At 69.5% G+C, this 19230-nt stretch carries 17 protein-coding genes; 4 read left to right on the top strand and 13 right to left on the bottom strand.

All coding sequences use genetic code 11. The annotated features are described in order from the left end of the window. Positions 1 to 4 precede the first annotated feature (4 nt). The 5 genes from CFT82_RS02700 to CFT82_RS02680 are packed head-to-tail and all read right to left on the bottom strand — an operon-like array spanning position 5 to position 5359. Positions 5 to 859, bottom strand: a complete 855-nt coding sequence (locus CFT82_RS02700) for a sulfotransferase domain-containing protein (protein ID WP_088817535.1) — start codon at positions 857 to 859, stop codon at positions 5 to 7. Between the two features lie 39 nt (positions 860 to 898). After that, on the bottom strand, positions 899 to 2038 hold the full coding sequence (wecB, locus tag CFT82_RS02695; protein WP_088817534.1) for a non-hydrolyzing UDP-N-acetylglucosamine 2-epimerase: 1140 nt from the start codon (positions 2036 to 2038) through the stop codon (positions 899 to 901). Further along, positions 2035 to 3180 carry a polysaccharide biosynthesis C-terminal domain-containing protein gene (locus CFT82_RS02690; RefSeq protein ID WP_088817533.1) on the bottom strand — a complete coding sequence of 382 codons (1146 nt, stop codon included), beginning with the start codon at positions 3178 to 3180 and terminating at the stop codon, positions 2035 to 2037. The genes wecB and CFT82_RS02690 overlap by 4 nt, the downstream gene beginning before the upstream one ends. Next, complete coding sequence (locus CFT82_RS02685; RefSeq protein ID WP_088817532.1) at positions 3180 to 4208, bottom strand: polysaccharide biosynthesis protein; 1029 nt, start codon at positions 4206 to 4208, stop codon at positions 3180 to 3182. The genes CFT82_RS02690 and CFT82_RS02685 overlap by 1 nt, the downstream gene beginning before the upstream one ends. Before the next feature lie 23 nt (positions 4209 to 4231). After that, on the bottom strand, positions 4232 to 5359 hold the full coding sequence (locus CFT82_RS02680; RefSeq protein ID WP_088817531.1) for a DegT/DnrJ/EryC1/StrS family aminotransferase: 1128 nt from the start codon (positions 5357 to 5359) through the stop codon (positions 4232 to 4234). 168 nt (positions 5360 to 5527) lie between these two features. Between CFT82_RS02680 and CFT82_RS02675 the strand changes: the two genes are divergently transcribed. The 4 genes from CFT82_RS02675 (at position 5528) to CFT82_RS02660 (ending at position 9173) form a co-directional block, all read left to right on the top strand. Beyond that, positions 5528 to 6190: a sigma-70 family RNA polymerase sigma factor gene (locus tag CFT82_RS02675; protein WP_088817530.1), complete on the top strand. Its 663-nt coding sequence runs from the start codon at positions 5528 to 5530 to the stop codon at positions 6188 to 6190. Positions 6191 to 6195: 5 nt separating this feature from the next. Then, positions 6196 to 6441, top strand: a complete 246-nt coding sequence (rsrA, locus tag CFT82_RS02670; RefSeq protein ID WP_234994315.1) for a mycothiol system anti-sigma-R factor — start codon at positions 6196 to 6198, stop codon at positions 6439 to 6441. Between the two features lie 300 nt (positions 6442 to 6741). Continuing rightward, positions 6742 to 7980, top strand: a complete 1239-nt coding sequence (locus CFT82_RS02665) for an HD-GYP domain-containing protein (RefSeq protein ID WP_088817528.1) — start codon at positions 6742 to 6744, stop codon at positions 7978 to 7980. Between the two features lie 146 nt (positions 7981 to 8126). Beyond that, positions 8127 to 9173 carry an HD-GYP domain-containing protein gene (locus tag CFT82_RS02660; RefSeq protein WP_143469457.1) on the top strand — a complete coding sequence of 349 codons (1047 nt, stop codon included), beginning with the start codon at positions 8127 to 8129 and terminating at the stop codon, positions 9171 to 9173. On the opposite strand, the gene CFT82_RS02655 is transcribed toward CFT82_RS02660, so the two are convergent. The 8 genes from CFT82_RS02655 to CFT82_RS02620 all read right to left on the bottom strand — a co-directional run bounded on the left by CFT82_RS02655 (position 9097) and on the right by CFT82_RS02620 (position 19006). Then, entirely contained in the window at positions 9097 to 9855 is a 759-nt protein-coding gene (locus CFT82_RS02655; RefSeq protein WP_088817526.1) for a 3'(2'),5'-bisphosphate nucleotidase CysQ, read from the bottom strand. The genes CFT82_RS02660 and CFT82_RS02655 overlap by 77 nt on opposite strands. A 95-nt stretch (positions 9856 to 9950) precedes the next feature. Further along, positions 9951 to 10361 (bottom strand): superoxide dismutase, Ni, encoded by a 411-nt coding sequence (gene sodN / locus CFT82_RS02650; RefSeq protein ID WP_088817525.1) that lies wholly within the window; start codon positions 10359 to 10361, stop codon positions 9951 to 9953. Positions 10362 to 10471: 110 nt separating this feature from the next. Beyond that, positions 10472 to 12292 carry a nucleoside-diphosphate sugar epimerase/dehydratase gene (locus CFT82_RS02645; protein WP_088817524.1) on the bottom strand — a complete coding sequence of 607 codons (1821 nt, stop codon included), beginning with the start codon at positions 12290 to 12292 and terminating at the stop codon, positions 10472 to 10474. Between the two features lie 121 nt (positions 12293 to 12413). Beyond that, the gene (locus CFT82_RS02640) at positions 12414 to 12800 is read right to left on the bottom strand and encodes a phosphomannose isomerase type II C-terminal cupin domain (protein ID WP_088817523.1); all 387 of its coding nucleotides are present in this window, start codon (positions 12798 to 12800) and stop codon (positions 12414 to 12416) included. A 42-nt stretch (positions 12801 to 12842) separates the two neighbouring features. After that, a complete protein-coding gene (locus CFT82_RS02635) occupies positions 12843 to 13187 on the bottom strand; it encodes a S24/S26 family peptidase (protein WP_200815028.1) in 345 nt (114 codons plus the stop codon). 8 nt (positions 13188 to 13195) lie between these two features. Continuing rightward, on the bottom strand, positions 13196 to 13867 hold the full coding sequence (locus CFT82_RS02630; RefSeq protein WP_088817522.1) for a GDSL-type esterase/lipase family protein: 672 nt from the start codon (positions 13865 to 13867) through the stop codon (positions 13196 to 13198). Between the two features lie 83 nt (positions 13868 to 13950). Further along, positions 13951 to 15105, bottom strand: coding sequence for a GNAT family N-acetyltransferase (locus CFT82_RS02625; protein WP_088817521.1), 1155 nt, complete (start codon positions 15103 to 15105; stop codon positions 13951 to 13953). A 4-nt stretch (positions 15106 to 15109) separates the two neighbouring features. Then, entirely contained in the window at positions 15110 to 19006 is a 3897-nt protein-coding gene (locus CFT82_RS02620) for a multifunctional oxoglutarate decarboxylase/oxoglutarate dehydrogenase thiamine pyrophosphate-binding subunit/dihydrolipoyllysine-residue succinyltransferase subunit (protein WP_088817520.1), read from the bottom strand. Between the last annotated feature and the right edge of the window lie 224 nt (positions 19007 to 19230).

The following is a 19230-nucleotide window of genomic DNA, read 5'->3' as shown; positions in this document are numbered from 1 at the left end:
TGAGTCATGCGACTGGCACCTCGTCGACCCACGAACGGTCCTGCTCGTATCCCATGGCGACGAGGGCATCGCCTGCCAGCGAGTCAAAGACCTCCGCCGTTTCTCGAGTGTAGTGGTTCCGCCAGTCGCCAGCCTGCCCCTTGCGCTGGAAGCTTCTGCGGTCCTCCTGGCCACCGCCACGACCTGTGGCGGTGGCGAACGAGTGTCGGTCGACGGCGCAGCGAACGCGGACGGGGTCGGCCTCCTCGCCGGTCATCTCACCCATGAGTCGGCTCAACTCGGTCGTAGTGTCACGCAGGAGAGCCTCGTAGGTGGTGGTATGCACCTGAGGGCGGTCAGCCCAGTCCAGAATGTGTTGGGACCAGGTGAGTCCGCGCGTCGCCCGCGGACGGCTAAGAATATGCTCGACAAAGACTGGCATGTTACGTTGCGTATCAGATGGGTCGAAGGAGTCGCCGTAAAGATGTTGGAAGAGGTCGCGCAATTGGTGTTTGCGTGCGGGAGACTTGTCCAGAGAAAGGGCGCGCAGGTAGTAGAAGTATGTTGAGACAGTTATGTCGCGCCCGTCGCGTGCTATGTACGCAGTCGTCGGCATCCTGGGATCATAGGGCCAGTGGGCGTGAATGACCGACGACATGGCGATCGGCAACCGGTAGTTCTTCGGATAGGGGACACCCAAGTAGGTGGCCATGAGATCGCACAGCCACACGGTTCCTGACTTCGGGAAGCCACAGCCGATCCACATGGGAAGGGAGGACCCGAAGCGTAGCGCGATGCGACGCGTGGACTCAGCACTGGCGCGGCGCATTTGTTCATCGAGAGCCTGGCCCGCTTGACGTTGCAGGGATTCAATGTCCATAGTGCACTCCTTGGTGTGTGCTTTCCATGCCTCGGCTCATCATGCCCCCACCCGGATCCCCGCCCACTGGTGGTGGCGGTGCGCGGTCGAGAGGATGAACTTCACGGTCCGCTCGCTGGTGTTGTCGATGAGGTAGTCGTCCGGGGTGAGGTGGGAGACGCCGTCCCGGGTGTAGCCGGAGTCCATCGCCACCTGCACGGCGGCCACGCAGTCCTCGGCGTGCAGGCCGGTCATGATGATCCCGCCGGTGTCCAGAGCCTCCGGCCGCTCGATCGAGTCGCGCAGGGTGACCGCGGGGAAGCCGAGCAGGGAGCTCTCCTCGGCGATCGTGCCCGAGTCGCTGAGCACGCAGGCGGCCGAGAGCTGCAGCTTGTTGTAGTCGTGGAAGCCCAGCGGCTCGCTGAAGATGATGCCCTCCGGCTCCTCCCAGTCCGGCAGGGCCTCCAGTCGCTTGCGGGTGCGCGGGTGGGTGGAGACGAAGACCGGCAGGTCGAACTTCTCGTGCACCGCGGTCAGGCAGTCCAGCAGCTGCTGGAGGCGCTCCGGGCGGTCCACGTTCTCCTCACGGTGGGCGCTCACGAGGAAGTAGCCGCCCTCGCTCAGGCCCTTGTCCTCGAGCACCGTCGAGGCGTCGATCTGCTCGCGGTAGGCGTTGAGCACCTCGCGCATGGGGGAGCCGGTCTTCAGGATGCGCCGCGGGTGCAGCCCCTCCGCGAGGAGGTTGCGGCGGGCGTGCTCGGTGTACACGAGGTTGAAGTCCGAGACGTGGTCGACCATGCGCCGGTTGGTCTCCTCCGGCACGTTGAGGTCGAAGCAGCGGTTGCCGGCCTCCATGTGGTAGGTCGGGATCCGCAGTCGGCGGGCCATGAGCGCCGCGATGCAGGAGTTCGTGTCACCCAGCACCAGGACGGCGTCGGGCTGCTCCTCGCGCATGACCTGCTCGGCGGCGATGAGGGTGCCGCCCAGCACGGCGCCCAGGGAGGAGGTGTCTACTCCGAGCATGTGGTCGGGCTTGCGCAGCCCGAGGTCCTCGAAGAACACCTCGTTGAGGGTGTAGTCGTAGTTCTGCCCGGTGTGCACGAGCACGTGCTCGACCCCGGCGGTGTCGTCGAGTCGGTGGATCACTCGCGCCAGGCGGATGAGCTCCGGGCGCGTTCCCACCACGGTCATGACCTTCATCGGGCGTTCTCCTCGGCGTCGGTGGCCGGGCGGACCGGCTCGGGGAAGGTGTCGGGGTTCTCGGGGTCGAAGAACTCGTGCACCCAGAACTGGGTGATCAGGGTGTCATCCCCGGTGTTCGTGATGTTGTGGACCCACCCGACCGGCATGTCCACCGCGGTCGTCTCCTCGCCGGTGACGTGGAAGTCGAGGACCTCGTCGGTGAACATCTTGCGCAGGCTCATGCGGGCGGTGCCCTGCACGACGGCGAAGCGCTCGATCTTGCTCAGGTGGTAGTGCTCACCGCGGGTGATCCCGGGCACGGTGGTCGAGATGGACGACTGGCCCTGCCCGCCGGCGCAGCGGACGGTCTCCACGAAGAAGCCCCGCGGGTCGGCGTGGGGCTTGAGCTTGATGGGGTAGTGCTCGGGGAAGAGGGCAGTCCGGTAGCTGTTGAACAGGTCGATCCGGAAGTCGGTCGACAGGTCGGGGATCTCACCGCGGCCCACGTACGACTCGTGGAACTCCACCAGCAGGTCCCAGACCTCCTGGACGCCGACGTCCTCGCCCTTCGGCTCGAGGACCGTCTCGGTCGTCTCCAGGCCCTCCAGCAGCGCGGCGGCCGCCTTCTGCGCGTGGAGCAGGTTGACCGGGTTGTCGTTGATCGTGGGCTCCTCGCCCTTGATCACCTTGTCGATGAAGGTGGCGGTGAAGGAGTTGTAGTTCGGGCGGCAGTGCTCCCCGAAGAGGTTCGGCAGCATCACCTCGGTGAGGTGACCGCCGGTCGACTCCACCGCCTCGCGCAGGACCTCGCCCGCCCGCTGCTTGCCCGCCCCGTAGGGCGTGCCGTTGCCGGCCTGGATGGAGTTGGCGTAGACGACGCGCACGGGCCTGCCCGCGCCCCGGACCGCCTCCGCGAGCTCCTCGGCCAGGCGGACGTTGCCCAGGTTGACCTGCTCGTCGGGGGAGAGGCCCCCTTCCTCGTCCCGAGCCCGGTTGACGCCGGCGATGTGGATGACCGCGTCAGCCTCGGCCACGAGGGTCGGGAGGTCGGGCCACTCCTCTCGGCCGACAGGGGTGATCTCGTGCTGGGTCAGGGCGTGGGCGCGCAGCCGGGTGTGCCAGCCCATGAAGCCACGCGCCCCGGTCAGGACGATGCGCATCAAATGCCTCCGTTCGCGAGGATCTCCTGGACCTCGGGCAGCTGGCGGACGACCTCCGCGGTCTGCTCGACGTCCATCTGGTCGGCGTTGTTGGAGTCGAACTCCTCCTCGAGGACGGGCAGGTCCTCCCCCTCGTCGACGTACTTGGAGTAGTCGAGCTCGCGGGCGTCCAGCGGGACGCGGTAGTAGTCGCCCTGGTCGGTGGCCTTGCGCATCTCCTCACCGGAGAGCAGCGTCTCGTACATCTTCTCGCCGTGGCGGATGCCGATCTTGCGGATCTCGTGGTCCGGGCGGTCGAAGACCACGGCCACGGCCCGCGCCAGCGTCCCCACGGTGCAGGCCGGGGCCTTCTTCACGAAGAGGTCGCCGGGCTCGGCGTGGAAGAAGGCGTGCTTGACCAGGTCCACCGACTCGTCGAGGGACATGAGGAAGCGGGTCATCTTCGGCTCGGTGACCGTGAGCGGCTTACCCTCGCGGAGCTGCTTGACGAACAGCGGGATCACCGAACCGCGCGAGTACATGACGTTGCCGTAGCGCGTGATCGACACCGTGGTAGGGGAGTCGGGGTAGTTCCGGGCGAAGGCCTGGGCGGTCTTCTCCATGAGGGCCTTGCTCATGCCCATGGCGTTCACCGGGTAGACGGCCTTGTCGGTGGAGAGGCACACGAGGGACTTCACGCCGGCGTGGTGGGCGGCCTCGATGACGTGCTGGCTGCCGGTCACGTTCGTCTTGACGGCCTGGTCGGGGAAGAACTCGCAGCTCGGCACCTGCTTCAGGGCGGCGGCGTGGAAGGCGTAGTCGACGCCGACGAAAGCGCTGTCCACGCTGTGGCGGTCGCGGATGTCGCCGAGAAAGAAGCGCAGGCGCGGGTCGGCCAGCTGGTGGCGCATCTCGTCCTGCTTGGCCTCGTCGCGGCTGAGGATGTTGATCTGGTCCACGCCCTCGGTGAGCAGGGCCTTGACCATCGTCTTGCCGAAGGAGCCGGTCCCCCCGGTGATGGCGATGCGGGCTCCGTTGAGGTCAGTCATGAATGTCGTCTCCGTGCTCGTGGTCAGGCGTCCAGCAGGGTGGTGACCGCGTCGATCACGCGCTCCTGCTGCTCATCGGTCATGGTGCTGCTGCTGGGGAGGTTGAGCCCGCGCGCGAAGAGGCTCTCGCACACCTCGCCGCCCACGACCGGGGCGTCGGCGAACACCGGCTGCATGTGCATCGGCTTCCACAGGTGGCGGGCCTCGATGCCCTGCTCGGAGAGCGAGGCCTGGACGGCGTCGACGTCGAAACCGGGGCGGTCCACCACGATGGACGTGAGCCAGCAGTTGTCGAAGTGCTCGTCGTCCTCCGCTCCCAGGACACGGACCCCCTCGAGCCCACCGAGCGCCTCGACGTAACGGGCCCGGATCTCTCGACGGCGGCCGATGAGCTCGTCCAGGCGCCCGAGCTGCGCGCGTCCGATGGCGGCGAGGATGTTGGAGAGCCGGTAGTTGTACCCGTGCTCGGTGTGCTCGTACCACGGCACAGGCTCGCGGGCCTGCGTGGAGAGCTTGCGCGCATGGTTGATGAGTGCCTCGTCGTCGCTGACGAGCATGCCGCCACCGGAGGTGGTCATGATCTTGTTCCCGTTGAACGAGAAGGCCGAGGCCAGCCCGAACGAGCCGGCAGCACGGTCGCCCAGCCGGGCGCCGAGGGACTCAGCGGCGTCGCAGAACAGGGGCACCTCGAGCTCGGCTAGACCCGGCTCCAGGACGTCGTAGTCGCAGGCGCGGCCGAAGAGGTCCACGGGCACGGCGGCCACCACCTCCTCGCCGCGGTCCTTGAGGTCACGCACGGCCTGGAGCATGAGCTCGGCGTCCACATTGGCGTCGGACTCCTGCGAGTCGACGAAGACCGGGGTGGCACCGGTGTAGGCGATCGCATTCGCCGTCGCGGCGAAGGTCATGGAGGAGGTCACCACGTGGGTGCCGGGGCGAGCACCCAGGTGGATGAGGCCGAGGTGGAGGGCGGCGGTGCCGGAGGCGAGCGCGAGGGCGTGCTTCGCGCCCACCCGCTCGGCGATCTCGGCCTCGAACGCGTCGACCTCGGGGCCGAGCGGGGCGACCCATCCGGAGCGGATCGCGCGGACGACGGCGTCCTCCTCGGCCTGGGAGATGTTGGCCATGGAGAGGTGGATGCGGTCCGTCATGGGCTGCCTTTCGCGCAAGGGGGGCTGACTGTGGTCACGGTACCGCGCGTCGAGCGCCGTCCCGCACGGCCTGCGGTGCCCCGGGTGCGCCGTGGGCGAACAGCCGGGTGCGGGCAGGGATGCGGGCTCTAGCATGGGTGCGATGAGTGCCCGTGAGGAGATCCGGTGATGACGCCCACCACCCGTGAGATGCCCGCGTCGGCCGCGGCTGACGAGGTCGTCGACGTGGCCACCGAGACCCCCGAGGAGCGCGCTGCTCGCTTCGAGCGGGAGGCGCTGCCCCATCTCGACCAGCTCTACAGTGCGGCGCTGCGCACCACCCGCAACCCCACGGACGCGGAGGACCTGGTCCAGGAGACCTATGCCAAGGCGTTCGCGGCCTTCCACCAGTACAAGCCGGGGACGAACCTCAAGGCCTGGCTGTACCGGATCCTCACGAACACGTACATCAACTCCTATCGCAAGAAGCAGCGGCAGCCGCTGCAGTCCGACGCCGCCGAGGTGGAGGACTACCAGCTCGCGGCGGCCGAGTCCCACACCTCGACGGGACTGAAGTCGGCGGAGGCGCAGGCGCTGGACCACATCGCCGACCGGCAGGTGGTGGAGGCGCTCGCGGCGCTCAGCGACGACTTCCGCATGGCGGTCTACCTCGCCGATGTGGAGGGGTTCGCGTACAAGGAGATCGCGGAGATCATGGACACCCCCATCGGGACCGTGATGTCGCGCCTGCACCGGGGAAGAAAGCAGCTGCGGGAGATGTTGGCCGAGTACGGAGCCGAGCGTGGCTTCGGAACCCAGGATGCCGACAGCGAGCAGGAGGTCTCCTCGTGAATCGCATGTGTCACGAGTTCATGGAGGAGCTCTACGCCTATCTCGACGGGGAGATGTCCGCCCAGGACTGTGAGGACATCCAGCAGCACCTGCGGGAGTGCGCGCCCTGCCGCGCCGAGTACGAGCGCGATGTGCGGCTCAAGGAGCTGATCCGCCGGTCCTGTGCCTGCCAGCCGGCCCCGAGCGAGCTGCGGCAGCGCATCGTGACCTCCATCCACACCTCGGTGACCGTGGTCCGCCGCCAGGGGTGAGGGGCCCCGATCGTGGGTGAGTGAGTCGAGGATTGGTAAAGACTTGCTCAAGAAGTGCCAGAAGGGCTTGGGATCGACGGTGCCTGCGAGGCAGTATTGAGGCGTCCTGCTCCGGGTCGCCGACCTGGGGAGTTCCCTCCGAAGGAGCACACCATGTTCGCTGACATCCTCTCCGCCCTCCCGCAGGTCGCCTCCGCCGCCGGTGACATCGTGAACACGATCACCAACATCACGGTGGAGTGCTGATCTGATCCCACTGGGGAGCATCGCCCAGGGCGGGAACCAGTCGGCAGATCCTGCATGAGGCGCACACTCCAGTTCTTGGTGCCGGCGGCGTTGGCCGTCGGCACCTTCAGTTTGTTCGCGCATCCGAGCGCGCCGGTGACTCCTGGACAATGGGCGTTCGCCGGCGTGCTTCTCGTGCTCGCGGTGTGGTCCCAGACCATGACGGCAGTCACCCGGTGGTTGGGGCTCGGACAGTCCTTGATGGGTGCCGTGCAGGCAGTCAGCTGGATGGTCGCTGGCCCATGGGTGGCGGTGCTGTCCAGTGTTGCTGCGCTGTTCTGGTCCAGGGCGCCGAAGTTGAGTACACGAGCGTACAACTGGGCGGGGCTGATGATCTGTTCGTGCGCTGGTTACTGGATTTTTGTTCTCGCGGGCGGGCAGAACATCGCGTCCGTTCGTGTACCGCTGTCAGAACTCGCGGTTCCCGTGGCCCTGGGTTCGTTTGCACAGCTCTGTGTGAACCTTCTGCTGGCCTTATGGGGGCTCTGGGTCGTCAGGGGGGTCGGGATCGTCAGGGCGTTCGGTGATGGCATCCGAGCGCTCAACCTTGGTTCCCTGAACCAAGTGGTCGGTGCCGTGCTTTGGGCCCTGCTGGTGTGGGCGGTCAAGCCCGATGGAATCGGCCTCCTGCTCGGTGTTGTGCCTCTGCTGGTCCACATGGCGCTGCTGCGTCGCATCGGGCTGGCGGAAAGGACCCAGCAGCAGACGGTGGCCACGATCGTGGGTGGAGCCAACACGAGCGACCCCTACGTGGTGGGCCACGGGGAGCGGGTCGCCCGTTACGCCCAGACCCTCGGGCGGCAGGGGCGGCTGGGGCCCTTGGAGATCGAAAGGCTCGACTTGGCGGCTCGGCTCCATGACGTCGGATTCATCGCCCCGACCCCCCGTGGCCACGACCCCCGTCCCGGTCACGCGGAGTGGGGAGCGAAGGTGGTGTCGGGCCTCGACCTTCTGGAGGGGACGGCAGATCTGGTGCGACGGAGCCACCAGCCGCTCGGAGACAAGGCCGGATCGGATCGAGAGGAGCTGGTGCTGGGGATTCTGCAGGTCGCTGACGCTCTGGACGCGTGTGTGGCCGATGATCCGGCAACGACTCTGGACGAGGCGCTACGCCGGATGGCTGCCGCCGGCACGTACCACCCGATGGCCCTGCACCTGTTGGAGCGGGCCCGGCCGCCGCTCCAGCCCGTGCCCGAGGACCTGCCCGGGTGGTTCGTGCACGACCTCCCCGCGGCGCGGGAGGGCACACGATGACGGGGGCGACTGCTTCCTGCCTCCTGCTGGCAGGGCTACTTGTGGGCTGTGTCGTCGTCACTCTCCGTGGAACCGACCGTCCCCTGCTGTGGTGGATACTGGGCCGCTGGGCACAGGCCTGCGTGCTGGGTCTCCTGGCGAGCTCCATGGGCCCCTCGTGGCAGGGCCTCGCCCTCCTGGCGGGGATGGCGGCCGTCACCGGGGCGGCGGGCTGGACTCTTCACGGCCCCGGGGGCGAGCGAGGCCGGTACCTCGCGCCGGTCTGGTGGGCGGGGACGGGGACTGGTACGGGCATCGCCCTGTGGCTTGGCGAGAGGGTTCCCGGCCTGGAGCCCTGGGGGCCGCTGGTGCTCCTGGCGTGGCTCGCGCTCGCCCTGGGGCTTGAGGTGGCAGCCGGCGGCGGTGCGCCGTGGCCCGGCCGTGGGGAGTCGCTCGGTGTGTTCGACGCCGAGCTCGTGCTTGCCCTGTCGGCGACCATGACGGCCACCGTGGTCGGGGCGCCGACCGTCGGCTGGTGGTTCCTGCCACTGGTGACGGTGAGCCTCGTGGCCCTGAGCAGTGCCCTCGTCGGCCGCATTCGTGCGGTCGCGGTGGCCGACGAGACTGTGGTCGCGGCCATGCGGCTCCCGGAGGTGCTCGGCTATTCCAGGCCGGACCACGCGCAGGCGGTCGAGGGCGTGTGCGCCTGCCTTGCCGAGGAGATCGGCATCGACGCGGAGCAACGGGAGACCCTGCTCTCGGCTGCGCGCCTGCACGACGTGGGCCTGGTCTCGCTGGTGCGGCCCATCCGTGGCGGCAGCACCAGTCAGCTGGCCCCCCGCGACCAGCAGCGGGTGGCCCTGCGCTCCGCGGAGATCGCCGCCGAACTCCACTTTCCGCCGCCCGTGGTCGAGGTGCTCGAGCACCAGGCTCACGCCTACATCGACCACGTGAGCTACCGGGCGGACGTCCCCCGGCCCGCACGGATCCTCAAGGTCGCCAACGCCCTGGACGACTACACGGCGGGGGAGCGCACCCCGGAGGCCTTCGCCCGCGCCATGGAGCGCATCAACCGGCAGGCGGGGTACGAGTTCGACCCGGTGGTCGTGTCCGCCGCGCGGAAGGTGGTCGAGCGGGTCACGGCGAGTCGGGGAGGTCCACCTGCTGCAGGGCCTCCGTCAGTGCCGGGACCACGTCCGGGTGGGCCACCATGAGGTCAGGAAGCCAGGGGCTCTCACGGTTGTACTCCATCGGCGAGCCGTCCACCCGGGTGACCGTCAGCCCGCGGGATCGCGCCACGGCCACGGGGGCGGCGGAGTCCCACTCGTATTGTCCGCCGGCATGGACGTAGGCGTCGCACTCACCGGTGACCACGGAGAGTGTCTTCACACCGGCGCTGCCCATGGGCACCAGCTCGGCACCGAGCACCTCCTGCAGCGCGTGGAGGAACGCCGGAGGCCGTGAGCGGGAGACAGCCAGGCGGATCGGACGCTCCGAGCGCGTCCACAGTTCGTGCCCGGGGGAGGAGTCGTACGTGACCTCAGCAGCGGGGCGGGCCACCGCACCGGCGGTGAGATCCCCCTGTTCCCAGAGGGCCACGTGGACTGCCCAGTCGTCCCGCGGGGGCTCGCTGAACTCGCGCGTTCCGTCCAGCGGGTCGATGATCCACACCCGGTCGGCGGTGAGGCGGGCCCGGCCGTCCTCGGCCTCCTCGCTGAGGACGGCGTCGCCCGGAACGCGGCGCGCCAACTCTGCGGCCAACCACTCCTGGGCGCCTCGGTCGCCGAGGTTCTTGAGCTCCTTGGGGTCGGACCCCTTCCAGCTCTGACGAACCTGCAGGAGCACCTCCCCGGCGCCAGTCGCGAGTTCTCGGGCCATCTGAATGTCGGCGGTCATGGTCGTGATCCTACGGGGCCGCGCCCGCAACGAGAACGCGTGTCGGCCCGGCCACCGAGGTGTGGTGACCGGGCCGACACGTGGGCGGAGGCTGCTCAGGCGGCCTTCTTGGTCTCCCAGAAGATCTCGGCGATCTCGTCGATCTTGGCCAGCAGCTGGTCGGCGACCTCGGCGTCGAGGGTGCCCTTGGCGCCGGAGGCACCGGCGAGCTTGGTGGCCTCGTTGACCAGCTGGTGCAGCTGCGGGTACTTCTCGAAGTGCGGCGGCTTGAAGTAGTCGGTCCAGAGCACCCACAGGTGGTGCTTGACCAGCTCTGCGCGCTGCTCCTTGATGATGATCGCGCGGGTGCGGAAGTCGGCGTCACCGGCCTTCTCGCCGTCGACCTTGGCGATGATCCCCTTGATGGACTCCGCCTCGATCCGGGCCTGGGCGGGGTCGTACACGCCGCAGGGCAGGTCGCAGTGGGCGCTGACCTCGAGGGTCGGGGCGAACAGACGGGAGAACATGTCACACCTTTCGTCGTGAACGTGCGGTCGGCACCACGCTAGTACGCCGACCGGACACACGCGAGGGCCGGGCCCCGTGTGGGACCCGGCCCTCGCGCGGACGGCGGCGGTCAGTCGCCCTTGATGATCTGGTTGAGGCCGGTGTCGTCCGGACGGCGCTCCTTGAGGTCGAAGGTGGCCTCCTGCGTCATGTACGCCCGGGCCGACTCGTGGTCGTCGAAGCTCATCGAACCCACGACGTCGCGGTCCAGCAGGGGCACCTCCACCGCGGAGACCAGCGAGTGCTCGGTGACGCGGGCGTCATCACCCGGCTTGAAGAGCTCCTCGCTCATCTTCTCGCCGGGGCGCAGGCCCGTGTAGGTGATCTCGATGTTGCGCTTGCCCGACATGGCGATGAGGCGCTTGGCGACGTCCACGATCTTCACCGGGGTGCCCATGTCGAGCACCATGACCTCACCGTCGTGCCCGATGGCCGCGGCCTGCATGACCAGCTGGCAGGCCTCCGGGATGAGCATGAAGTAGCGCTCCACGTCCGGGTGGGTGACCGTCACCGGGCCACCGTTCTTGATCTGCGCCGTGAAGGCCGGGATGACCGAGCCACGGGAGCCCAGCACGTTGCCGAAGCGCACCGAGACGAAGCGGCCCGGCTCCTTGCGGCCGAAGTCGCTGGTGATGCGCTCGGCGAGACGCTTGGAGTACCCGAGCACGCTCGTGGGGTTGGCGGCCTTGTCGGTCGAGACGTTGACGAAGGTCTCCACGCCGGCGTCCGAGGCGGCCTTCAGCACGTTGTAGGTGCCCTGGACGTTGGTCAGCCAGGCCTCGTGCGGGTAGGCCTCCAGCAGCGGCAGGTGCTTCAGCGCCGCGGCGTGGAAGACGACCTCCGGCCGGTGCTTCTGGAAGACCTCCCGCAGCCCCTGCGGGTCGCGGATGTCCGCCAGCACCAGGTCGTCGGAGTCCAGCAGCCCGTGCCCGCGCAGCGACATCGAGGTGGCCTGGAGCGAGGACTCGTCACGCTCGAGGAGGAGCAGCTTCTTCGGGTTGAACTTGGAGATCTGGCGCGCCAGCTCGGCGCCGATGGAGCCGCCGGCACCGGTCACCAGGACCACCCGGCCGGAGAGCTCGGCGGAGATGGCGGCCTGGTCGAGCTCGATGGGGCGACGGCCCAGCAGGTCGGCGAGATTGATGTCGCGCAGGTCCGAGACCTGGGGGCGGCCGTCGGCGATGGAGGCCACCGGCGGGAGCACCTGGGTCCGCAGACCGGCCCCGTCCCCGAGCTCGGCGATTTCACGGAGCATGGCCGAGTCCGCGTTCGGCAGGGCGATGAGCAGGTGGCTCGCGTCGTGCTCCTCGGCCAGCTCCTTGATGTCGGAGCGGTTGCCGAGCACGCGAACGCCGTCGATGCGCAGCCGTGCCTTCTCCGGGGCGTCGTCGACGATGCCCACGGGCTCGAAGGCGGCGTTGGGGTCCTCGATAATCGAGCGGACCAGCTGTCGACCGGCCGAGCCGGCACCGAAGATCAGGGCCCGGTGCTCGCGCTCGGCGCGGGCCGCCTCACGGGTGTGCCGGGTCCGCACGATGAAGCGCAGTGCCATCATCGCCGCCAGGGCCAGCGGGGCGGCGATGAAGGGCACGCTGCGGGGGACGCCGTGGTTGCTCAGCAGGAAGAGGGCCAGCGCCAGCGGGATCATCGTGATGAGCACCGAGCGGCCGAGGTCGGTGACCTCCTCGAAGGATCCCCGCTGGTGGCCCACGCCGTAGGGCCCCGTCGTGAAGCCGACGACCACCTGCAGGACCGCCGCGGCGAGGGCCAGCGTGAGCGTCGGCCAGGTGAGGGTCTCCGACGGCGCGAAGTCGAAGCGCAGTCCGCTGGCCACGAAGATCGCGAGGAACCACATGAGTGCGTCGAGCGCAGCCCACGTGCGCCTCACCATCTGGTCGCGCTGACTGAGTGCGGGCACAGTGCTCCTTCGGGGTACTGGGAACGAGGAGGGGCGCCGGGACAACGCCTCAACCCCCGAAACTACCCCACCGGGGAACCCCGAACCACCACCCTCACCCGCGGGAGTAGTCGTCCTCCAAGCGCTCGATGTCGGCCTCGTCGAACTCCCCGAAGGCCACCTCGAGGATCTGGGCGGGCACCGCCCCCGGGTTGCCCAGTCGGTGGGTGGTGCCGCGGGGGATCCAGATGCGTTCACCGGCGACGGCCTCCCGCACCTCCTCACCGACCTGGGCGGTGACGGGCCCGACCGTGACCACCCACAGCTCGTCCCGGTGGGTGTGCACCTGCAGGGAGAGACGCTCCCCGGGCAGCACCGTGATGAGCTTCACAGTCGTCGCCTCGTTGTGGGTGAACTGCTCGAAACGTCCCCAGGGCCGCGCGTCCTCCACGACCTCGCTGCGCGGGTCGGGCCGGGCGGACTGTGCCTGAGCGTGCTGCACGCGGATCTCCTCGTTCGTCACTGGTGCGGAGCAGGGTAACCGTCAGGGGTTCCCCGGTGCCTCCGCCGCGAGGTGGAGGCTACGCGGCAGGCGGACGACGACGACCGCCACGACCTCCCCCTGGGGGACCGGGCCGAAGGTGCGCGAGTCCGTCCCCCGCTCGGGGGCGTCGGAGGACAGCCACCAGCACAGCTCGCCTGCGACGACGCGCCGGTGCGTGGCCCGCTTGACGCCCAGGGGGCGGGGCCCGGCGGGGCCGTCCGGCAGGCGGGCCACCACGAGCCGGCCCGGGCGGGGGCGAGCCCCGTGGAGGACGAGCACGCGGTCACCGTGCCGCAGCGTGGGCTCCATGGACCGCCCGGTCACCCGGGCCAGCCCGATGCGCACGGGGTCGTTCAGCCGCCCAGGCGCATCCAGCGCGCCCAGCCACCATTGAGGACCAGCCAGGCCACGAGCCCGTAACCGGTGCGCCCGGGGTGGCGGCCGTCACCGACGAGCAGGTCGGCCTCCCACTGCTCGTGCCCGAGCAGCGGGGTGAAGCAGTCCACGAAGGGCACCCCGCGGCGGGCGCACACGTCGGCCTGCGCGTCCACGATCGCGCGGAGCTGCTCGTTGGCGGCGTCGTTGGCCCGGGGCGTGGGGGAGACCACGAAGGTGGCCATGCCGTGGGTCGCGGCGTCGTCGAGCATGTTCGCGAGGTTCAGCCGCGAGCGGGCGGTCGTGAGGCCGGCCTCCGGGTCGTGCGCGCCGACCCCGATGACGAGGCGACGCTCGTTGCGGCCCGCCCAGCGCGGGTCGCACTCCGCGCGCCAACGGCCCAGCAGGTCCGCGGAGGTGGCGCCCAGGACCCCGAGGTTGTAGGCGGCGATGTCGACCTGGTCGAGCGGGGTGCGGGCCAGCACGCGGCCCACCCAGCCCAGCGCACGCTCGTCGCCGTAGCCGGAGACCGAGGCGTCGCCCGCGAAGCACAGACCGATGCGGCGCTGGCCCTCGGCCACCTGGAACTGCTGCTTGCTGTCGAAGGTGGGACGGCTGCTGTCGGTCGGGTAGGTGGGGCGGTCGCTCACGCCTGCTCCTCGGGTGGGGGTGATCGGGTGGTGCTGCAGGACGCCCCCGGAGGGGCGTCGTGCAGGATGACTGCGCGGCTGGCTCAGTCCACCGTCAGGGTCGCATGCCAGGTCTCGGTGACGTACTTGGTGCGCCAGCCCATCGAACTGTAGATCTCCTGGGCGCCGGTGGGGGAGTCGGCGTCGACCTCGAGGTCCACGAACTCCCGACCCCGCTCGGCGGCGTCCCGGATCACGGCGTGCAGGAGCCCCTTGGCGGCCCCGCGGCCACGGGCGGCCCGGGTGACGCCGATGTACTCGATGTACGTCCCGATCGCGGTGGGAACCTCCTGCTGCAGGCCCTCCTCGGCGCGGCGGAGCTGCTCCTGGAGGTCCCCGTCGTCGAGGATCGCCGCGGAGATCACCGCACCGGCGATGGTGCCGTCCTCCGCGAGCTCGGCCAGCCACCAGTGGTCCCAGCGGTGAGCGCGGTCCTCACGGAGCCGGCTCACGAACTCCAGGAAGGGCTCGGGGTGCGAGTCGAAGTGGTCCTGGAAGGCGTCCTCCAGGGCGGCATGGACCGCTCGGAGGTCCTCCTCGTTGGGCAGGCGCCCGGAGGTGTTCTGGTCGACCATCCGGACCACCAGACCCTCCTTGGGCGGGCCCAGCACCTCCGGGTCGGCCTCCTCCGGCGCCACCGGGCGGCGCATCTGCCACCACGTGCGGGCCTTGTGGAAACCAGCCCGCTCGAGCATCCCCAGGGTGAAGGGGTCCTCCGCGTAGGGGCTGGAGTCGAGGACGGCGCTGGAGACGCCGCGTCGCTGCGCCACCCGTTGGGCCGCGCCCCGACCCCAGGCCATGAGGGCCTGCCACAGGGCCGCGGCGTCGACCCCCGGCAGCTCCCCGGCCACGACGGCCGGGTCGAGGTGGATGTCGACCAGCACCCGGTGCACGGCGCGGTCGGCCACGCTGACCCAGCCACGGATCTCCCCGTCGGCGTCCTTGGCGATGCGGTGGAAGCGGAACTCCGCGCCCCGCCCGAGGACCTTGTCGTCCACGTCCATCCAGGCCGCGCGGCTCGTCCCGAGCACGCGCTCCTGATGCGCCGCGAGGAGCCGGGTCATCCCCGGGGTCTCCGCCGCGACGGGCTTCCGGAGAGCCCACCCCTCGGGGAGCTGGTCCTCACCGTCGGTCACCCCGTCGGTGATGTCCAGCGCCAGTGCGAGCTCTCGGTGGTAGGCCTCACGGAAGTCGTCCATCGCATCACTCCTCGAAGGCGCGACGGATGAGGTCGGCCTGCTCGATCTTGTGCTTCTTGTTGACGCCGGTGGCGGGGGAGGCGGCCGCCGGGCGGGAGACGACGCGCAGCGCACGCTCTTCCCCGTGCTCGGCCAGGGCCTCGGGCAGGTTGACGGCCATGAAGGGCCAGGCGCCCTGGTTCCTCGGCTCGTCCTGCACCCAGATCACCTCGGCGTCCGGGTAGGCGGACAGGGCCTCGGCGATCTCGGCGCCGGGCAGCGGGGCCAGCTGCTCCACCCGGATGATGGCGGTCTTGCCGTCGTCGCGCGTGGCCTGCTCGGCCGCCAGGTCGTAGTACACGCGGGCGGAGCACAGCAGCACCCGCTCGACCTTCTTCGGGTCGGGCTGGGTCGGGTCACCCAGCACCGGCTGGAAGGCGCCCTGCGTGAAGTCCTCCACCGAGCTGACCGCGGCCTTGAGGCGCAGCAGCTGCTTGGGGGTGAACACGACGAGCGGGCGGCCCGGCTCGGAGAGGGCCTGCTTGCGCAGCAGGTGGAAGTGGTTGGCCGGCGTGGACGGGTAGGCCACGGTCATGTTCTGCTCGGCGAAGAGCGTGAGGAAGCGCTCGATGCGCGCCGAGGAGTGGTCCGGGCCCTGACCCTCGTAACCGTGCGGCAGGAGCAGCACGACACGCGAGTTCTGGTTCCACTTCTGCTCCGAGGAGGAGATGAACTCGTCGATGATGCTCTGCGCACCGTTGACGAAGTCACCGAACTGGGCCTCCCAGAGGACCAGCCCCTCGGTGTTCTCCACCGCATAGCCGTACTCGAAGCCGAGCACCGCGTACTCGCTGAGCAGGGAGTCGTAGATCTCGAACTCGCCCTGCTCCTCGGCGATGTGGCGCAGCGGGGTCCACTCGTCGGCGTTGGTGGAGTCCACCAGCACGGCGTGGCGCTGGGTGAAGGTGCCGCGACGGCAGTCCTGACCGGTCATGCGCACCGTGCGGCCCTCGGCCAGCGTGGCCCCGAAGGCCAGCAGCTCGCCCATGCCCCAGTCGACATCACCCTCCCGGGTCATCTGGGTGCGGCGCTCCAGCAGCTTGGCCAGCTTGGTGTGCACCGTGAAGCCCTCGGGCACCTCGGACCAGACCTCGCCGAGGCGCGTCATGAGCTCGGCGTCCAGGGCGGTGTCGACCTCCTGGTCGTCCCAACCGTGGGTGAAGCTGGCGGCCACCTCCTCGACGTTCGCGCCGTCGCTCTCGCCGGCGGCGTTGTCCTTGAGGGCCTGCTTGGTCTCGGTGAAGACCGACTCCAGCTTCTGCTGGTAGTCCTGCAGCATCGCCTTGGCGTCGTCCTCGCTGATGTCGCCGCGACCCAGCAGGGAGTCCTGGTAGATCTTGCGCACCGAGCGCTTGTTGCCGACCAGGCCGTACATCTGCGGCTGCGTCATCGACGGGTCGTCGCCCTCGTTGTGGCCCCGGCGGCGGTAGCAGATCAGGTCGATGACGACGTCCTTGTTGAAGGCCTCGCGGTAGGCGAAGGCCACCTCGGCCACGCGGGCGCAGGCCTCGGGGTCGTCGCCGTTCACGTGGAAGACCGGGGCCTCGATCATCTTCGCCGAGTCGGTCGAGTAGCGGCTGGTGCGGCCCTCGATCGGGGAGGTGGTGAAGCCCACCTGGTTGTTCACGACGATGTGGATGGTGCCGCCGGTCTTGTAGCCGGTGAGCTGGCTCATCTGCAGCCCCTCGGCGACCACGCCCTGGCCGGCGAAGGCCGCGTCACCGTGCAGCAGGATCGGCAGCACCGGGTACTCGCCCGGGCCGGCGATGCGGTCCTGCTTGGCGCGGGCGATGCCCTCCAGGACCGGGTTCACGGCCTCCAGGTGCGAGGGGTTCGCCGCCAGGTAGACGCCGATCTCGCGGCCCTCGTCGTCGGTGAAGGTGCCCTCGGTGCCCAGGTGGTACTTCACGTCGCCGGAGCCGTGGGTGGAGCCGGTCTCACCCTCGAACTCGCGGAAGATCTGGCCGTAGGACTTGCCGGCGATGTTGGCCAACACGTTGAGGCGGCCGCGGTGCGGCATGCCGATGCAGACCTCGTCCAGGCCCTCCTGCGCGGCCTCGCGCAGGATGGTGTCCAGCATCGCGATGACGGACTCGCCGCCCTCGAGGCTGAAGCGCTTCTGCCCCACGAACTTGGTCTGCAGGAAGGTCTCGAAGGCCTCCGCGGCGTTGAGCCGGCTCAGCAGGTTGAGCTGGGTCTCGCGGCTCGGCTTCTCGAAGGACTGCTCGAGCTGCTCCTGCATCCACTGGCGCTGGCGCGGGTCGGAGATGTGCATGTACTCCACGCCGATCGTGCGGCAGTAGGAGTCGCGCAGGATCCCGAGGATGTCGCGCAGGGCGATGCGGTCGGCGCCGCCGAAGCCACCGGTGGCGAACTCACGGTCCAGGTCCCAGAGGGTCAGGCCGTGGGTGTTGATGTCCAGGTCGGGGTGGCGACGCAGCTGGTACTCCAGCGGGTCGGTGTCGGCCATGAGGTGGCCGCGCTCCCGGTAGGCCTGGATGAGCTGCTGGACGCGGGCGTCCTTGGAGAGGTCGGTCTCACGCACCGCGGCGATGTCCGGGCTCCAGCGCACCGGCTCGTAGGGGATGCGCAGCGACTGGAAGATCTCGTCGTAGAAGCCGTCCTCGCCCAGCAGGTAGCCGTGGACAAGCTTGAGGAACTCGCCGGAGCCGGCGCCCTGGATGACGCGGTGGTCATAGGTGGAGGTCAGCGTGAGGATCTTGCTGATGCCGTCCCGGGCGATGCGCTCCGCGGAGGTCCCCTGGAACTCCGCCGGGTAGTCCAGGGCCCCGACGCCGATGATGGCGGCCTGGCCGGCCATGAGACGGGGGACCGAGTGGCTGGTGCCGATGCCGCCGGGGTTGGTCAGCGACATCGTGGTGCCGGTGAGATCGGAGACCTCCAGCTTGTTGTCGCGGGCCTTGGCCACCAGGGCGTCGTAGGCGTACCAGAACTGGACGAAGTCCATCTGGTCGGCGTGCTTGATCGAGGGGACCAGCAGCGTGCGGCTGCCGTCGTCCTTCTTCATGTCGATCGCGATGCCGAGGTTCAGGGTGCCGGGGTCGACGACCTGCGGCTTGCCCTTCTCGTCGAGGCCGTAGGAGACGTTCATGTCCGGCATCGCCCGGACGGCCTTGACCAGCGCGTACCCGATGAGGTGGGTGAAGCTGATCTTCCCGCCCCGGTTCCGGGCGAGGTGGCTGTTGATGACGATGCGGTTTTCGATGAGCGCCTTGGCCGGCACACCACGGACGCTGGTGGCGGTCGGGACGCTCAGAGAGGCGTCCATGGCCTTGACGATCGCGGCAGCCGTGCCCTTGATCTTGGTGGTCTGGGCCTCGACCTCGGCCTGGACGTTCTTGGCCGCGGGGAGGTCACGGCTCAGCGGGCGGCGGCGCGGCGGGTTCAAGCCGTCGGAGAGCGGCTGGCGCTCGTCGAAGCCCGGCACGTGGGAGCGCTTCTGGGAGGGGACGACCTTCTCCGGGGCACGGCGGGCCTTGGGCTTCCGGGCGGTGCGGCCGGGGTGGTCCTGGGCCTCGGCGTCGGCGCCCTCGTCGGCACCGGTGACGCTCTCGATCTCGTCGGCCTGGGCGGCGGCGGCCTTCGTGGCGTCGTCCGACGAGCCCTTGGCGCGGCCCACCGGCACGGGACGGTCGGTCTTCGCGGTGGGGGTGGCCTTCGACCCGGTCTTCGCGGGGACGGGGGAGTCCTCGCCGGAGGGGTTCCAGGAGGCGAAGAGCTCCTGCCACTCCTGACTGACCGACTGCGGGTCCTCCCGCCACTGGTCGTACTTGTCCTCGACGAGCCAGTCGTTGGCGCCGAAGGTCGCCTGCGCGTCGGAGGTGAAGTCGTTGTCGGCCACGGTTACTGCGCCTTCTTCCCTGAAGTCGTCCGATCGAGTCGTGCGGGAGGTCCACCCGGCTGTCAGAGATCTCGTCGCAGGGCTTTCCGAGCACGTACGGAGCCAAGCCTAATGCCCCACGTCCGAGCGGTGCGGACGTGGGGCATCAGGGGCGGTGCGTGCCTCGCCGGGGCGCTCCCGACCGGGTCTCGCGGACCACCGGTGGGAGGGCTCGGCTCATGCTG

It is taken from the genome of Kytococcus aerolatus (genome assembly GCF_900187395.1).
Taxonomy (GTDB): Bacteria; Actinomycetota; Actinomycetes; order Actinomycetales; family Dermatophilaceae; genus Kytococcus; species Kytococcus aerolatus.
The sequence above is the reverse complement of the archived record's forward strand: the minus strand, read 5'-3'. Positions and strand labels throughout refer to the sequence as shown.

Bases quoted from the DNA above. Each gene is read 5' to 3' on its own strand.
- CFT82_RS02660 (WP_143469457.1), top strand. From the start codon at position 8,127: ATGGGCCCCTCGTGGCAGGGCCTCGCCCTCCTGGCGGGGATGGCGGCC.
- CFT82_RS02665 (WP_088817528.1), top strand. From the start codon at position 6,742: ATGAGGCGCACACTCCAGTTCTTGGTGCCGGCGGCGTTGGCCGTCGGC.
- CFT82_RS02655 (WP_088817526.1), bottom strand. From the start codon at position 9,855: ATGACCGCCGACATTCAGATGGCCCGAGAACTCGCGACTGGCGCCGGG.
- CFT82_RS02645 (WP_088817524.1), bottom strand. From the start codon at position 12,292: ATGGTGAGGCGCACGTGGGCTGCGCTCGACGCACTCATGTGGTTCCTC.
- sodN (WP_088817525.1), bottom strand. From the start codon at position 10,361: ATGTTCTCCCGTCTGTTCGCCCCGACCCTCGAGGTCAGCGCCCACTGC.
- CFT82_RS02690 (WP_088817533.1), bottom strand. From the start codon at position 3,180: ATGCGCATCGTCCTGACCGGGGCGCGTGGCTTCATGGGCTGGCACACC.
- wecB (WP_088817534.1), bottom strand. From the start codon at position 2,038: ATGAAGGTCATGACCGTGGTGGGAACGCGCCCGGAGCTCATCCGCCTG.
- CFT82_RS02685 (WP_088817532.1), bottom strand. From the start codon at position 4,208: ATGACTGACCTCAACGGAGCCCGCATCGCCATCACCGGGGGGACCGGC.
- CFT82_RS02680 (WP_088817531.1), bottom strand. From the start codon at position 5,359: ATGACGGACCGCATCCACCTCTCCATGGCCAACATCTCCCAGGCCGAG.
- rsrA (WP_234994315.1), top strand. From the start codon at position 6,196: ATGTGTCACGAGTTCATGGAGGAGCTCTACGCCTATCTCGACGGGGAG.
- CFT82_RS02625 (WP_088817521.1), bottom strand. From the start codon at position 15,105: ATGGACGACTTCCGTGAGGCCTACCACCGAGAGCTCGCACTGGCGCTG.
- CFT82_RS02700 (WP_088817535.1), bottom strand. From the start codon at position 859: ATGGACATTGAATCCCTGCAACGTCAAGCGGGCCAGGCTCTCGATGAA.
- CFT82_RS02675 (WP_088817530.1), top strand. From the start codon at position 5,528: ATGACGCCCACCACCCGTGAGATGCCCGCGTCGGCCGCGGCTGACGAG.